Raw genomic sequence first — 15,326 nt, 5'->3', positions numbered from 1 at the left:
GGGGGCCAGGCCCCCTCATCCCGCCGGTGGCTCCGTGCCGGAGATCCGCGTCGACAAGCCCATGAACTGATCCCGCTCGGCCGCCGAGAGCGGCGCCAGCAGGGTGTCGTTCGCCCGGCGGGCCGCGGTTTCGCAGCGCTCCAGCAGGCGTGCGCCGTCCTCGGTGAGGGACACCGCGTTCTTGCGGCGGTCCTTCGGATCCGGCTCGCGGACGACCAGACCCGCGGACTGAAGATCATTGAAAATCCCGACCAAATCCTTGAAGTCCCTGTCGTACGGAAAGTCACCGAGGCGGGCGAGCCGATCCCGCTCGGCGGCGAGGTCGCCGGGGAGGTCGCCGTCGGTGCGGGCGTCACCCGTTTCCGGGCGGGCGACCGCGTCACCGGGCTCTGCTTCGGGCACGGGTACGCCGACTGCGCGCCCCTGCTCGAAGCCATGGCCACGCCCGTTCCCGAGAGCGCGGGCGCCGGACCCCTCCGAGGCCGTGGACAACCTCATCGACCGGGTGCGCGTGCCCGCCGGATCGCCCGGATCTCCCGGCACGAAGGGCGAGCGGGCACGGGCGGCAAGACGGGTGCCACCGGGGAGCGCGCGCCGCGGGGCAAGCCGCGTGACCCAGGACCGTCCGGCGCGCCCGGCGCCTCGGGAGCGCCGGGTGCGGACGGCTCCCCCGGCCCGACAGGGCCGCCCGGTCCCAAGGGTGAGCAGGGCTACCAGGGCCAACCGGGGCCCTCCGGCATGTCGGGCGTGAAGGGCGACAGGGGAGACAAGGGAGATCCCGGTCCGGCCGGCCCCAAGGGCGACCGGGTCCAGCTGTCCGGACGGCTATGCGCTCCAGACGCCCGCGGACGACCCCGACGCCCTGGTCTGCCGCAGGAGTGGAGCGGTCCCGGCGCCAACTCCCCAGCCGACGGCCGTACTTCCGCTGCTGCCGCCCCCGCGGCGCCGAAGGAATCCGACATGAACACGACCGGTGCACGCTTCTTGTGGGGTGCCTGAGAGCCCAAGTAGCGTCTGCGACGCGAACGTTGGACGTGGGATGTCCAGAGTATCCGGATTGCCCAGCCGCATGAAGGGCAGGTCGCACCATGCCGTCAAGCCTCCGCGCGCATCTGAGACTCACTCCTCAACGACGTCTCAGATCCACCCTCACAGCCGTTCTCACCGCCGCTCTCACCACCGCCGCGCTGCTCGCGCTGCCGAGCCCGGCGGGAGCCGAACAGGCTTTGGCCAAAGGCGAGTTCGAGCAGCAGGTGCTCTTCAATGCCTCCCAGGATCCCGGCTACGCCTGCTTCCGCATTCCGGCCGTCGTGAAGACGACCGAGGGCACACTGCTGGCGTTCGCCGAGGGGCGCGTCCTCAACTGCGGGGACGCGGCCGACATCGACATCGTGGTCAAGCGCTCCACCGACGGCGGCCGCACCTGGGGCCCCCTCCAGGTCGTCAACGACGGCGGCGGCGACACGCACGGCAACCCCGCGCCCATCGTGGACCGCGAGACCGGCCGCATCCTGCTGGCCGAGACGTACAACACGGGCCGCACGGACAGCGCGAGTTGCTCCGTGCCCTGCGACCGCACCCCGCACCTGCAGTACAGCGACGACGACGGCCTCACCTGGTCGCAGCCGCGCGACCTGAGCGACGAGATCCTCCCGGCCACCTGGAATTCCTGGTATGCCACCGGGCCCGTGCACGGCATCCAGCTGACCCGGGGCCGACACGCGGGACGGCTCGTCTTCGGCGTCAACACCGAGACGTGGAACGGCAGTCGGGTCACCGCGAACAACGCCGCGCTCATCACCAGTGACGACGGTGGCGACCACTGGGACATCGGCGCGACCGACTCCTGGCCGATCACCGACGACGGCACCTTCCGCCAGAAGCCGTCCGAGATGGCGCTCACCGAACGCACCGACGGCTCCGTCCTCGTCAGCGGGCGCGAGCAGGACGGCACCGACCTCGGCCACCGCACGCAGGCCGTCAGCCGCGACGGGGGCGACAGCTTCGTGACGCCCTTCCGCGACCTCCCCGACCTCTACGCGCCGCAGGTCCAGGGCTCCACCCTGCGCCTCGGCGACCGGATTCTGCTGTCCTGCCCCGGCGACCCCGACCGCCGCCGGACGATGGTGATCCGCTCCTCGTACGACGGCGGGCGCACCTGGGACAGCGTGGACCGCGGCACGGTCGTCACCACCGACTGGTCCGGCTACTCGGACATGGTCCGCGTCGACGGCGACACGGTGGGTCTGATGTACGAGGGCGGCGCGGTCGACGCGCGCGACGAGATCCGCTTCGCCCGGTTCACCGAGGACTGGCTCAAGCCACGCCGTGGCCCGGACCCGACGACTGCCGACCTCGCTCCGGGCACCAAGCGGGCAGCGGTCCTCGGCGGCGCCCAGGAGACGGACGGCGTGTTGGGCGGCGCGCTCGCCTTCGACGGCGCCGACGACGCCGTACGACTGCCGTATCAGGACCGACTGCCGCTCGGGACGAAGGACTTCACGGCCTCCCTGTGGTTCCGCTACACCGCCACCTCCGGTGAGCAGCCGCTGCTGTGGATGGGCGGGATCGGGACGACACAACCGCAGGTGTGGCTGCGCGGCGAACCCGCGTCCCACCGGATCACCGGGCTGATCACCACGAGGAACGGCGCGTCGGCCCCGACAACGGCGTCCGTGCGCACCACGAGCGCGTACAACGACGGCCAGTGGCACCATCTGGCGCTGCGCAGAGGCGGCGGGCAGCTCACGCTGTTCGTCGACGGTACGACGGTCAGCACCGCAGACGTGCCCGGATCGGTCAGCCGCAACTCGCCGTTCGGGGTGCACATCGGCCAACGGATGGACAGCCGGGCGTTCTTCACCGGCGCGATCGACGACGTATGGGTCTACGACCGGGCGTTGAGCGATGACGAGCTGGCGGCGGCGCCCGAGCAGACCTCGCAGAAGGTGACCCGGGACACCGTCCTGTGGCTGCCCATGGACCATGTGAGCGCAGACCACTAACGTCCCGTCCGTGCCCGACGACGCACGAGCACGACGGCAGAACGGGACCGGGCTGGGCATCCTGCTGGCCCTGGTCTGCGCGGCCGTGCTGCTCACCGCCCTCCCGGATCACGACCGGGAGGGCGGCGGCGCGTGCACGGCTCGTACGGTCAGGTCCTGGACCGCGAACGCGAAGGTCACCGGCGAGTTCGCCCGGTACGGCGACGACGCCGGCCGCACCGACGACTGGACCGGAGGCGACGGCACCCACTCGGTGCGGCTGCCGGACGGGCGGGTGCTGTGGCTGTTCTCGGACACCTATCTGGGCCTGGTGCACGGGCCGCCGAACCCGGTCGGAGAGTCGTACGCCTGGCGCGACACGAGCGCGCCCCTCGTGCGCAACTCGGCCGTCGTGATGTCCCGCGAGGGCCGCCTGGGGACGACACTTCCCGCCCCCGTATTCCCGGACCCGGGGCCGCAGCAATGGCGCTGGCCGGTGGCGGCCCGCGTCGAGCCCCGCTCCCCCGGCTCCTCGGAGAACGTCGTACGCGTCCTGCTGTGGACCCGTACCACGGGCCAGGCCCCCTGGATCTACGGCGTGCCCACCTCGACCGAGGTCGCCACGCTCTCGCTGCCGGACCTGCGCCTCGAAGGCATCACCACGGTCCTGGACCAGCGTTCCGTCCCGGACGCCTCCCAACGGGTGCTGTTCGGTACTTCCGCGCTCGACGCGGGTGACTGGACGTACGTCTTCGGCGGCGACGACGGGCAGGCCGCCTCGCGCCCCGCCTCGAAGGCGTACGTCGCGCGGGTGCCGCGCGGCAGGCTCGCCGAGCCGGGGGCCTGGGAATACTGGGACGGCTCCGGGTGGACGGTGCGAGCGCGTCCGGCGCCGGTGCTCGGGGACGGGCAGCGCACGGGCGTGGGCAGCGCGTTCACGGTGGTGCGCGACGGCGGCACGTACGTGCTGTTCACGATGGCGACCGGCACCGCGGGCCTGACGACGATCACCTCGTACTGGGCGTGCTCGCCGACCGGCCCCTGGCACGGGCCCACCCGCAGCTTCAGCCCGTCGCTGCCCCGAGGTGACGTGGCGGCGTACAACCCGCAGGCGCACCCGGAGCTGAGCGACGGGGACCGGATCGTGCTCAGCTACGACGTCAACTGGCTGGACGCGACGGGCACCGCCGCGCAGGCGAACCTCAGTCGGAACGTGTCCCTGTACCGACCGAGATACGTGACCCTGCAACTGGGGGAACCGAGGTCGTAGCCGTCTCGGCGGCCTCGGGGTCGCGGGCACGGCGCCGGGCGATCACCGCGCACACCATGAGCTGCATCTGGTGGAAGAGCATCAGCGGCAGCACGGCGAGCGAGGCGTGCGCGCCGAACAGCACGCTGGCCATGGGAAGTCCGGAGGCGAGGGACTTCTTCGACCCGGCGAACTGGATCGCGATCCGGTCCCCCCGGTCGAAGCGCAGGACCTTGGCGCCGTACCAGGTGAACGCGAGCATCAAGGAGAGCAGCGCGGCCTCGACGATCAGGAGTCCGCCGAGCCTGACGGGGCTCACCTGGTGCCAGATGCCCTGCACCATGCCCTCGCTGAACGCGGTGTAGACGACGAGCAGTATGGAACCGCGGTCGACGTATCCGAGGACCTTCTTGTGCCGCGTGACGAATCCGCCGATCCAGCGGCGCAGCACCTGCCCGGCGACGAAGGGCACCAGCAGCTGCAGCACGATCTTGACGAGCGCGTCCGTGGAGAAGCCGCCGGCGCTGTTGCCCAGCAGGGACGCCGCGAGCAGCGGGGTGATCACGATGCCCGCGAGCGAGGAGAAGGAGCCCGCGCAGATCGCGGCGGGCACGTTGCCCCGAGCTATCGAGGTGAACGCGATCGACGACTGGATGGTCGAAGGGACGAGCGTGAGGAAGAGGAGGCCCGTGTACAGGTTGTGCGTCAGGAAGACCGGCTCGAGGCCGCGAGCCGCGAGGCCGAGCAGCGGGAAGATCACAAAGGTGCAGGCCAGGACCGTGCCGTGGAGCCGCCAGTGCCTGAGCCCTTCGACCGCCTCACGGGTGGACAGGCGCGCCCCGTAGAGGAAGAACAGGAAGGCGATGGCGGCCGTGGACGCGCCCGAGGCGACGTCGGCGCCCGTACCCCGCGCCGGGAAGAGGGCAGCGAGGCCCACCGTCCCGAGCAACAGCAGGATGTACGGATCGATCGGCATCCAACTCGGCCACTGCAGGCGTTTCAACGGTGCTCCACTGCTCGGTTCTGTGTGTCGTCGTACGAGGTCGGGTCGTGCCCTCTCCATCGTCCTCCTCCGACCCGCGATCGGGAATCCGTCATACCGCTCTGACTGTCATTGCGACTCGCGATAACGTAACCCCATGTACGACCCGGCCCAGCTGCGTACCTTCCTCGCGGTGGCCCAAACTCTGAGCTTCACCCAGGCCGCACGGCGCCTCGGGCTGCGGCAGTCCACGGTCAGCCAGCACGTACGCCGTCTCGAGGACACCGCCGGGCGGCAGCTGTTCGCCCGGGACACGCACTCCGTGGAACTCACGGAGGACGGCGAGGCCATGCTCGGCTTCGCGCGCCGGATCCTGGAGGTACAGGAGCAGGCGACGGCGTTCTTCACCGGGACGCGGCTGCGTGGCCGGCTGCGGTTCGGCGCGTCCGAGGACTTCGTCCTCACCCGGCTGCCGGAGATCCTGGAGGGCTTCCGGTACGACCATCCCGAGGTGGACCTGGAGCTGACGGTCGAGCTGTCCGGCACGCTCCACGAGCAGCTCGCGGCGGGCCGGCTCGACCTGGTGCTGGCGAAACGGCGGCCCGAGGATCCGCGCGGCGAGCTCGTCTGGCACGACCGCCTGGTGTGGATCGGTGCGGAACGGCTGCGCCTGGACCCCGACCGGCCGGTCCCCCTGATCGTCTACCCGTCCCCGGGTATCACCCGCGCCCTGGCCATGGAAGCCCTGGAACGCCAGGGCCGCCCGTGGCGCATCGCCTGCACCAGCGGCAGCCTCAACGGCCTCATCGCGGCCGCCCGCGCGGGCCTGGGCGTGATGGCCCACTCCCGCGGACTCCTCCCGCCGGGGCTGGTCCGCGTACCGGAGCGGGCGGGGCTGCCGGAACTCGGCGAGGTCGACTTCGTCCTGGTGCACGGACGGCGCCGGACGTCCGCGCAGGAGGCTGCGGACGCGCTGGCGGCGGCGATCCTGAGCGGCGGGGTCCGGTTGCACCCGGGCCCGACGGGTGCGCGAAGCTGAGGCGTTTCTCTCGGCATGGGACACCGGGCTGTCCCGCGCCGCCTCGGCACGCCCTCCACAAGGGAGGTCCTGATGCCTCGACCTCCACAAGGGAGGTCCTGATGCCTCGACCTCCACAACGGAGGTCGTGATGCTGCGACGCCGGGCGACGGGGCAACGCCCGGTGCGGTGAGAGCGGGAAGGAAGCAAAGGGGCAGGATGGGGTCATGAGCGAGATCCGCACTCCCCGTCTTCTCCTGCGCCGCTGGCTGGATGACGACCTCGTCCCCCTGTCCGAGATCCACGCCGACCCGGCGGTGATGCGGTGGATCGGTGACGGCAGCCCGCGCTCCCTGGAAGAGACCGCCGAGGACATCGAGGCGTGGGAGGAGGAGTGGGACGAGGAGGGTTTCGGGATCTTCGCCGTCGAGCTCCTCGGATCCGGAGAGCTGGCCGGAGCGGTGGGCCTGTACGTTCCCGACTCCCCGCCCGAGGTCGCCGGCCAGGTGGCGATCGCCTGGCGGCTGGGGCGGGCGTTCTGGGGGCAGGGGTACGCGTCGGAGGCGGCGCAGGCCACGCTCGAGTTCGCTCTCCAGGACCGCGGTCTCGACCGGGTCGTCGCCGTATGCCGGACGAGTGACACCGCGTCCGCGAACGTCCTGGGCAAACTCGGTATGCGGGCGGAAAGCACGGCGCAGGACCCGCGGACCGGGCACGATCTGCGGGTGTACGGGATCGATCTCACGGAGTTCCAGGCCTAGGGTTCTCCCGCACGTTCCGTCGGCGCCTGCGCGAGCGCGGCAGCGCGCCGGGCACAGGGCCTGAGCGGCCTCGGGAAGAAGCGGGTGCGTTTCCGCGTCGTCCGGTGCGGTGCATCGGCGTGCTGCCGCGCCGCCCTCGTACTGGATGTACTTGGGCGATGTGGCAGTGCGGCGAGGTGCCGGGCGGCGTGGGGGCGTGCCTCACTTCCCCGAGGCCGCTCAGCGTGTCGGCCTCGCGTAGGTGAGCTGCTTGACACGGCGCAGGAAAGGCGTCGTCTCGACGTGCTGCACGCCTTCGAGGCGGCCGAGTCCCTCGCTCAGGTAGGCGTAGAGGCCCGCCGTGTCGCGTGCGACGGCGGTGACGACGATGTTGGAGGAGCCCGCTGTCGCGGAGGCGAAGGCGACCTCGTCGTGGGTCGCGAGGGCCTGTCCGACGGAGTGGAGCGCGGCCGGGGCGGCCGTGACCCACAGGCAACCGGCGAGCGGGTAGCCGAGGATCTCGGAGTGGTACTCGACGTCGATGTACACGGCCCCTGAGGCGATCAGCCCGGCCAGCCGGCGTTTGACGGCGGACTCGGAGCGACCGGTGACCCGTTGGAGCTCGGGATAGGTGGCGCGTCCGTCCCGTTCGAGGGCGATGACCAGCGGCTCGTCCTCGGGGTCGATGCGGGCGGGGCCGGTGCTGTCGGGCGCCTCGGGGCGCAGCGCGGCGAGCTGATCGTCCGTCAGTACGGTGAACTTGCCGAGCCATCCTTGGGGCCCGCCGAAGAAGCGGTGCAGCAGCTGGTGAGCGCGGATCTCCATGATGCTCGGGGTGCGCGGGAGCTTGCCGAGCAGCAGGTCGTCGTGGTCACCGGGGCTGCGGGGGCGCGTCATGCACAGCACCTCGGTACCGCCCGAGGCGAGCCCGATCCACGCGGTGTCGGGGCGCTTGGCCAGCCCCTCCGCGATGGCCTCGGCGCTGTCGGGCGCGCAGCGCAGCCGCAGCATCCATTGGTCCTGGCCGAGCCGCTGGGCGTCGCGGACGGCGACGACGCGCAGCCCGCCCTCGGCGCACAGCCTGCGGTAGCGCCGCGCGATCGTCTGGTCGGAGACGCCCAGCACCGCCGCGATCCGGCTGAAGGGCGCGCGGCCGTCCAGCTCCAGCGCCGCCAGCAGCTGCAGATCGAGCTCGTCGAAGGTGTGGGATTTCATCTTCATGGGGCCTGCCCTTGTCGGATTCCGTCGATCAGGCGTCGGCATCCGCCGCGATCATCCGGCGCGACCTCATCGTACGGAGGCATACGCATCCGTGGCACAAGGAGTTGAGGACATGCGTACATGGGGGCCGCTCACGGCGGTGTGCCTGGGCACGTTCATGTTGTTGCTGGACGTCACGATCGGGGTCGTCGCGCTGCCGGACATGGCGCGGGCACTGCACGCGTCGTTGAGTGATCTGCAGTGGGTGATCGACGGGTACGCGCTCGCGCTCGCCGCACTGCTGCTGGGAGTTGGGGCCGCGGCCGACATCCTCGGCCGGCGCCGGGTGCATGTGGCGGGCGTCGTGCTGTTCGCGGTGGCGTCGCTGCTGTGCGGGCTGGCGTCCGGGCCCGGGATGCTGGTCGCGGCGCGCGGACTGCAGGGCGTGGGCGCGGCGGCGATGTTCGCGACGACACTTCCTCTGCTCGGCTCGGTCCACCAGGGGCGACAGCGATCGGTGGCGCTCGGGGTGTGGGGCGCGGTCAGCGGCAGTGCGGCCGCGGTCGGGCCGGTACTCGGCGGGCTGCTCACCGAGGGGCCCGGCTGGCGGTGGATCTTCTTTGTGAACCTGCCGGTGAGCGTGGCGTCGGTGTGGCTCACACTGAAGGTGGTGCCCGAGTCGCGCGGTCCGCGCGGCATGCACATCGACTGGGCGGGCACGGCGGCGTTCGCGTGCTTCGCGGGGGCGACGACGTACGGGGTGGTGCGGGCCGGGTCCGACGGCTGGACGTCGGCGGTCACGACGGGCGCGTTCGCGCTCGCGGCACTCTCGCTGGTCGGGTTCGTCCTCGTCGAGCACCGGGTGGCCCATCCGCTGCTCGATCTGTCGCTCCTGCGCAAGCCCGCGTTCGTGGGCGTGATGGTGGGCGCGCTCGCCTTCAACGGGGCGGCGTTCGGTGTCATCCCGTATCTGTCGATCTGGATGCAGACGGTGCTGGACATGAGCCCGGTGCGCGGTGGGCTCACACTGCTGCCGATGACGGGCGCCTCGGTGGGGGTCGCGATCCTGGCCGGGAAGCTGTTGCACGGGGTTCCGGCGCGGCTGACGATGGGCGGCGGGCTGCTGCTGATCGGCTCGGGAGTGTTCTGCCAGGCCGTGCTGGACGCGGCCGCGAGCTGGACTGCGCTGGTGCCGGGCCTGGTGCTGGTGGGGATCGGCACCGGGTTCGTCTCCCCCGCGATCGCGGGCGCCGCGCTCGCCGCGGTGCCACCGGAGCGGGCGGGTATGGCGGGCGGCGCGGTCAACACGGTCCGCCAGCTCGGCTACGCGCTCGGGGTCGCCGTCTTCGGCACGGTGCTGACCTCCCGCATGCAGGACACGCTGTCGCACGACGCGGCGCACACGCTGGCGGGCGGCGGCGCCGGGGCGCTGCGGGGCACTCTGTCCCAGCACACGCTGCGGGCCGCCTTCGCCTCGGGGCTCAACACAGCGTCAGTGGTAGCGGGTGTGACGGGATTGATCGCCGGCGCGCTGGTACTGATGCTGGTGCGGACACCGCGTCCTGCGGCGAGCGCGGCCGTGGCACCGGCCGAGACGGTGACGGCGTCTCGGCGGTGACGCCGCGAGGGTGCCGAGCCGGCCCCGGGTCGACCGGGACCGATTCGGCACCCTTTGCGCAGGGACTCCCGGGGCGGCACGGATCCCGGAAGCGGATGCTCCATGTCCGGTATCCGGGGGGTCGCGCACCGTCATCGGGTCGTACAGATTCCGTGGAGATTACGGGCCGGAAACCTACGGAACCGTAAGCGATTCTGTCCGGCCCTTCCCCTTGTGCGGGCATTTCCCCGACTGACCAGTGCATACACCGCGGCCCCCGGCGGGCCGACCCCCCTCCCGCGCGACGGCCCGGTGAGGTAGCTTTCACGGCGCTGTGCGGAGCGCCACTAGGAGCGGGATTGCGCGAGTTCACCAACCCTCCGTTGGCGTCGGCGCCGCCGGTGGGCGGCCTGGCCGACGTCGTCTTCGACCATGCCCTGGAGGACCCGCTGCACATCGCTCTCGGCCGCAAGGACGAGCAGGGACAGTGGCGCGACGTGACGTCCGCCGAGTTCCGCGACGAGGTGCTCGCGCTCGCCAAGGGCCTGCTCGCCCACGGGATCCGCTTCGGGGACCGGGTCGCGATCATGTGCCGTACGCGCTACGAGTGGACGCTCTTCGACTTCGCCCTGTGGACGATCGGCGCCCAGGTCGTGCCCATCTACCCCACCTCCTCCGCCGAACAGGTCTTCTGGATGCTGTACGACGCCGAGGTGTCGGCCGTCATGGTGGAGCACGAGGACCACGCGATGACGATCGCCACGGTCGTCGACCGGCTGCCGCAGCTGCACCAGCTGTGGCAGCTCGACGTGGGCGCCGTGCAGGAGCTGTACGAGGCCGGCGCGCACATCGACGACGAGGTGGTCCACCGGCACCGGCGCGCCGTCACGCCCGAGTCGACCGCGACGATCATCTACACCTCAGGCACCACCGGCCGCCCCAAGGGATGCGTGATCTCCCACGCCAACTTCATGTTCGAGGCGGACACCGTCATCGAGCGCTGGGAGCCCGTCTTCCACTCCAAGCGGGGCGACGAGGCGGCCACGCTGTTGTTCCTGCCGCTCGCACATGTCTTCGGGCGGATGGTGCAGGTCGCCGCCTTCCGCGGGAAGGTCAAGTTCGGGCACCAGCCGCAGCTGAACGCGGCGGCCCTGCTGCCCGACCTGGCCGCGTTCCAGCCGACCTTCTTCCTGGCGGTGCCGTACATCTTCGAGAAGGTCTTCAACGCGGCCCGCCGCAAGGCCGAGAAGGACGGCAAGTCGGGCCCCTTCGAGAAGGCCGTCGAGGTCGCCGTGCGCTACGCGGACGCCGTCGAGTCGAAGGCCTGGGGCATCGGGCCCGGCCCCTCCGCGAGCTTGCGCATGCAGCACCAGTTCTTCGACAAGGTCGTCTACTCCAAGGTGCGCGCCGCGATGGGCGGCCGGGTCAAGCACGCGATGTCGGGCGGCTCGGGGATGGACCGGCGGCTCGGGCTGTTCTTCGCGGGCGCCGGCGTCTCCATCTACGAGGGATACGGACTCACCGAGTCCACGGCGGCCGCGACCGCCAACCCACCCGAGCGCACCCGGTTCGGCACCGTCGGCCAGGCGATCCCCGGCACGACCGTGCACATCGCGGACGACGGCGAGATCTGGCTGCACGGCGGCAACGTCTTCCAGGGCTACCTCAACAACCAGAAGGCCACCGACGCCGCCCTGCACGACGGCTGGCTCGCCACGGGTGACCTCGGTTCCCTCGACGAGGACGGCTATCTCACCATCACCGGGCGCAAGAAGGAGATCCTGGTGACGTCCGGCGGCAAGAGCGTCTCGCCGGGGATCCTGGAGGAGCGGGTGCGCGATCATCCGCTGGTCGCCCAGTGCATCCTCGTCGGCAACGACCGGCCGTACATCGCGGCACTCGTCACCCTCGACTCCGAAGCCGTCGAACACTGGCTCCAGATGCGCGGCAAGCCGCAGCTGTCCCCCGCCCAGCTGGTGCGCGACCCCGACCTGGAGACCGAGGTGCGGCGCGCGGTGGTCGCCGCGAACACGCTGGTCTCGCAGGCCGAGTCGATCCGTACGTTCCGGATACTGGCCCACCAGTTCACCGAGGAGCACGGGCTGCTGACGCCTTCGCTGAAGCTGAAGCGGAGGGCGATCGAGAAGGCGTACTCGACAGAGGTCGAGGCGTTGTACCGGGCCTGAGCCATACCTGACGGCTCATCACTTACCGACGCGTCAGATATTGACGGTTCGTCAGATTCAACGGGACTTTCGGTCACCCGACGGAGGGGGACCGACGTGTCGCGACCGATCCGCACCATCACCGCCGCCGTGGCCGCGCTGCTGCTCGCCACGAGCGCCTGCAACTCGGCGGCCGACGGGAGGAGTTCGGACAAGGCGGGAAGTTCCGTAGGTGGCGACCGCCGTGGTCGCCATCGGGCTCTGGATCCTGATGCGCCGCACGCCCCTCGGGCTCAGACTCCGGGCGGCGGTGGACAACCGCTCGCTCGTGGAGCTGCGCGGCATGAGCGCGGACCGGCTGTCGTCGATCGCCTGGATGCTGTCGTCGGCGCTCGCCGGGCTCGCGGGAGTCCTCGCCACTCCTCTCCTCGGCTTGTCCGCACACGACTTCACGCTCTTCCTCTTCGTCTCGGCGACGGCCGCGGTCCTCGGCCGCTTCGCGTCCATTCCGCTGGCCTTCGCCGGCGGCCTGGGGCTCGGAGTGCTGCAGAACCTGGTCGCCGGCTATGCAACGTTCGCCGAGCGGATCACCGGTTTCCGTACGGCCGTTCCGTTCCTGATTCTCTTCGCCGGGCTGCTGGTGCTGACGCGGCGGCAGCGGACGGCCGGCACGGCGGCGGCCGTCGACGCGCCGCCGGTCGACTACTTGGCGGGCCGGTCGTGGGTACGGCGCTGGGGCCCCTGGACGGCCGCCGGGCTGCTGCTCGCCCTCGCCTTCTACACGGTCACGACCCCCTTCTGGAGCGGCATTCTCGCCCAAGGGCTCGCCCTCTCCCTGGTGTTCGTCTCGTTCACGGTGGTGACGGGGCTCGGCGCGATGGTGTCGCTGGCACAGGCGACGTTCGTGACCGGCGCGGCCCTGGTGGCGGGGCTGCTGATGAGCCATGGCTGGCCGTTCGTGGCGGCCACGGCGGTCGAAACCTGCGCGGCCGCCGTGCTGGGCGCGCTGGTGGCGCTCCCGGCGCTGCGGCTCGGCGGGCGTTCGCTCGCCCTCGCGACCCTCGCGCTGGCCTTTCTCGCCGACCAGGTCCTGTTCCAGATGGGCCGGCTGAGGAACGGCGACACGGGCTGGGCGATCCCGCGACCGGTCTTCGGACCGGTGGACCTGGGCGACGACCGCGCGATGGGCGTGGCGATGATCGTGCTCGTCGCGCTGGTCGTCGCGGCGCTCAGCGCGCTGCGGGACTCGCCGTCCGGGCGCGCGATGCTCGCGGTCCGCTCGGCTCCGGCGGCGGCGATGGCCTCGGGCTTGTCGGTGATCCGCACCAAGCTCATGCTGTTCACACTGTCGGCGGGGCTCGCGGGCTTCGGCGGCGTGATGTACGCGTCGTACAGCACCCGCATCACCGCGACCGACTTCACCGCGATGACCGGGCTGATCTGGCTCGCGGTCGTGGTGGCGGCCGGGGTGCGCCGCCCCCAGTACGCCGTGGTCGCGGGCCTCGTCTACGCCGTCGTACCGCATCTGCTGTCGGACTACGTCACCCGGTCCGTCCATCTGCCGGTGATCCTGTTCGGCCTGGCGGGGCTGGCGCTGGCCAATGACCCGGACGGCTACGCGGCGGCCGTCTCGACCCGCCTGCACCGCAGGCGCGCGACGACCCAACCACCTGCGACGGTCACGGCGCCCTCGGCGTCGTCCCTCGAAGCCGCCCTCGAACTGCGCGCCGTACACGCCGGATACGACGACGCCGCCGTCCTGCGCGGCGTCGACCTCGCCGTCCGCCCCGGCGAGATCCTGGCCCTCCTCGGCCCGAACGGCGCCGGCAAGTCCACCACCTGCCGCGTCGCCGCCGGACTCCTGGCCCCGCTCACCGGCCGGGTGTACGTCGCCGGGCGCGACGCCTCGCGCGAGCGGGCCGTCGGACGGTCACGGGCGGGGATCGTGCTGGCGCCCGAGGGACGCGGGATCTTCCCGTCCCTCACCATCGAGGAGAACCTCGCCCTGCATCTGCCCGCGAGGGACGAACGCGACGCCGTGTACGCGCGCTTCCCCGGCCTCGCGGCGCGCCGCGGCGTCCTCGCCGGCTCGCTGTCCGGCGGCGAACAGCAGATGCTCGCGCTGGCGCCGCTGCTTCAGCGCCCGCCGAAGGTGCTCATCGCGGACGAGCCCTCGCTCGGCCTCGCCCCGCGCGTGGTCGACGAGGTGTTCCGGCTGCTGACCGAGCTCAAGGAGGCGGGGACCGCGCTGCTGCTCGTCGAGGAGAAGGCCGCCGAAGTCCTCGGGGTCGCGGACACGGTCGCGTATCTCGCTCAAGGGCGGGTGACCTGGTGCGGTCCACGCGCCGAGGTGGAGGCGGACCGGCTGACGGAGGCGTACCTGGGGATCGCGGCCTCGCCCCGGGGGACGCCCCGGTCATCGGCCAAGGGGGTGCCCCAGTCATGAACGCACCCGTGCTCGAAGCCGCCGGCATCGGCGTCCGCTTCGGCGGCGTCCACGCCCTCGCCGGAGTGGACCTCGCGCTGCGCCCCGGCGAGGTGCGCGGACTCATCGGCCCCAACGGCGCCGGAAAGACCACCCTCTTCGACGCCCTGTCGGGCATCCGCCGGCCCGACGAGGGCCGCGTTCTCCTCGACGGGACCGACATCACGCGCCGCTCCCCCGTCTGGCGCGCCCGCCACGGTATGCGCCGTACCTTCCAGCGGCAGCAGCTGTTCGGCCAGCTCACCGTGGCCGACAACCTGGTGGTGGCCCAGGAGTGGCGGGGCGGCGGGGGCGGCCTCGCGGCGGATCTGCTGGCGGCGCCCACTCGGCGTCCCTACGAGAGGGAACGCAGGGAACGGGCGGACGCGGTGCTCAGGAGCTGCGGCCTGGAGCAGCTCGGGGGCGGCTACGCGGGAGCCCTGCCCGTCGGCCGGGCCCGGATGGTCGAACTGGCGCGCGCGGTCGCGGACCCGCCCAGGGCGCTGTTGCTGGACGAGCCCGCAAGTGGGATGACAGATGATGAGATCCGACATCTGTTGTCTGTCATCCGTCATCTGTCCGTCGAAGAGGGTTGCGCCGTCCTCCTCGTCGAACACAACGTCGCCTTCGTCATGGAACTCTGCGCCCGCGTCCTCGTTCTCGACCTCGGCCACGTCCTCGCCGAGGGCACGCCCGCCGAGATACACGCCGACCCGAAGGTCAGGGACGCGTACCTCGGCGCCGCGCCCGCCGACTAGTGCCGCGTCAGCCAGGGTTTGCCCGTCAAGGAGCGGCGTCCGGTGCGTGCTCTGGGGGTCCCCCCGGCCGAAGGCTGGGGGAGTGCCGGCCGGAAGTCCTCGTACTGGACGTACTTGGGCTTTCGGCCGGTGCGGCGAGTGGGGGCACCTCCCACGCCCTTGAGGCAGT

General features: G+C 71.6%; 11 protein-coding genes. 8 read left to right on the top strand and 3 right to left on the bottom strand.

The window, feature by feature from the left end; genetic code table 11:
• Nucleotides 1–15: 15 nt before the first annotated feature.
• On the bottom strand, nt 16–402 hold the full coding sequence (locus tag OG390_RS42345; protein WP_406175398.1) for a MarR family winged helix-turn-helix transcriptional regulator: 387 nt from the start codon (nt 400–402) through the stop codon (nt 16–18).
• A gap of 686 nt (nt 403–1,088) precedes the next feature.
• On the opposite strand from OG390_RS42345, the gene OG390_RS42340 reads away from it, so the two are divergent.
• The gene (locus tag OG390_RS42340; protein WP_406175396.1) at nt 1,089–3,005 is read left to right on the top strand and encodes an exo-alpha-sialidase; all 1,917 of its coding nucleotides are present in this window, start codon (nt 1,089–1,091) and stop codon (nt 3,003–3,005) included.
• A 10-nt stretch (nt 3,006–3,015) separates the two neighbouring features.
• Nucleotides 3,016–4,254 (top strand): DUF4185 domain-containing protein, encoded by a 1,239-nt coding sequence (locus tag OG390_RS42335; protein ID WP_406175394.1) that lies wholly within the window; start codon nt 3,016–3,018, stop codon nt 4,252–4,254.
• On the opposite strand, the gene OG390_RS42330 is transcribed toward OG390_RS42335, so the two are convergent.
• Nucleotides 4,187–5,236 carry a bile acid:sodium symporter family protein gene (locus OG390_RS42330; RefSeq protein WP_406175393.1) on the bottom strand — a complete coding sequence of 350 codons (1,050 nt, stop codon included), beginning with the start codon at nt 5,234–5,236 and terminating at the stop codon, nt 4,187–4,189. The two genes, OG390_RS42335 and OG390_RS42330, sit on opposite strands and share 68 nt — an antisense overlap.
• 136 nt (nt 5,237–5,372) lie before the next feature.
• On the opposite strand from OG390_RS42330, the gene OG390_RS42325 reads away from it, so the two are divergent.
• Both OG390_RS42325 and OG390_RS42320 read left to right on the top strand, forming a co-directional pair.
• Nucleotides 5,373–6,254, top strand: a complete 882-nt coding sequence (locus OG390_RS42325) for a LysR substrate-binding domain-containing protein (RefSeq protein ID WP_406175392.1) — start codon at nt 5,373–5,375, stop codon at nt 6,252–6,254.
• Nucleotides 6,255–6,460: 206 nt separating this feature from the next.
• Nucleotides 6,461–6,994, top strand: a complete 534-nt coding sequence (locus OG390_RS42320; protein WP_406175391.1) for a GNAT family N-acetyltransferase — start codon at nt 6,461–6,463, stop codon at nt 6,992–6,994.
• A 219-nt stretch (nt 6,995–7,213) separates the two neighbouring features.
• Here OG390_RS42320 and OG390_RS42315 read toward each other — a convergent pair whose 3' ends face one another.
• Nucleotides 7,214–8,194: an Lrp/AsnC family transcriptional regulator gene (locus tag OG390_RS42315; RefSeq protein WP_406175390.1), complete on the bottom strand. Its 981-nt coding sequence runs from the start codon at nt 8,192–8,194 to the stop codon at nt 7,214–7,216.
• A 112-nt stretch (nt 8,195–8,306) separates the two neighbouring features.
• Between OG390_RS42315 and OG390_RS42310 the strand changes: the two genes are divergently transcribed.
• The 4 genes from OG390_RS42310 to OG390_RS42295 all read left to right on the top strand — a co-directional run bounded on the left by OG390_RS42310 (nt 8,307) and on the right by OG390_RS42295 (nt 15,157).
• A complete protein-coding gene (locus tag OG390_RS42310; RefSeq protein ID WP_406175389.1) occupies nt 8,307–9,791 on the top strand; it encodes an MFS transporter in 1,485 nt (494 codons plus the stop codon).
• Between the two features lie 338 nt (nt 9,792–10,129).
• Nucleotides 10,130–11,956: an AMP-dependent synthetase/ligase gene (locus OG390_RS42305; protein ID WP_406175388.1), complete on the top strand. Its 1,827-nt coding sequence runs from the start codon at nt 10,130–10,132 to the stop codon at nt 11,954–11,956.
• A gap of 211 nt (nt 11,957–12,167) precedes the next feature.
• Complete coding sequence (locus tag OG390_RS42300) at nt 12,168–14,381, top strand: ABC transporter permease subunit (protein WP_406175386.1); 2,214 nt, start codon at nt 12,168–12,170, stop codon at nt 14,379–14,381.
• Nucleotides 14,378–15,157 (top strand): ABC transporter ATP-binding protein, encoded by a 780-nt coding sequence (locus tag OG390_RS42295; RefSeq protein ID WP_406175385.1) that lies wholly within the window; start codon nt 14,378–14,380, stop codon nt 15,155–15,157. The genes OG390_RS42300 and OG390_RS42295 overlap by 4 nt, the downstream gene beginning before the upstream one ends.
• Nucleotides 15,158–15,326 lie beyond the last annotated feature (169 nt).

This window comes from Streptomyces sp. NBC_00996 (assembly GCF_045162675.1).
Lineage (GTDB): Bacteria > Actinomycetota > Actinomycetes > Streptomycetales > Streptomycetaceae > Streptomyces.
This window is presented reverse-complemented; position numbering and strand designations above follow the sequence as displayed.

Bases quoted from the DNA above. Each gene is read 5' to 3' on its own strand.
- OG390_RS42340 (WP_406175396.1), top strand. From the start codon at position 1,089: ATGCCGTCAAGCCTCCGCGCGCATCTGAGACTCACTCCTCAACGACGT.
- OG390_RS42325 (WP_406175392.1), top strand. From the start codon at position 5,373: ATGTACGACCCGGCCCAGCTGCGTACCTTCCTCGCGGTGGCCCAAACT.
- OG390_RS42320 (WP_406175391.1), top strand. From the start codon at position 6,461: ATGAGCGAGATCCGCACTCCCCGTCTTCTCCTGCGCCGCTGGCTGGAT.
- OG390_RS42315 (WP_406175390.1), bottom strand. From the start codon at position 8,194: ATGAAGATGAAATCCCACACCTTCGACGAGCTCGATCTGCAGCTGCTG.
- OG390_RS42310 (WP_406175389.1), top strand. From the start codon at position 8,307: ATGCGTACATGGGGGCCGCTCACGGCGGTGTGCCTGGGCACGTTCATG.
- OG390_RS42295 (WP_406175385.1), top strand. From the start codon at position 14,378: ATGAACGCACCCGTGCTCGAAGCCGCCGGCATCGGCGTCCGCTTCGGC.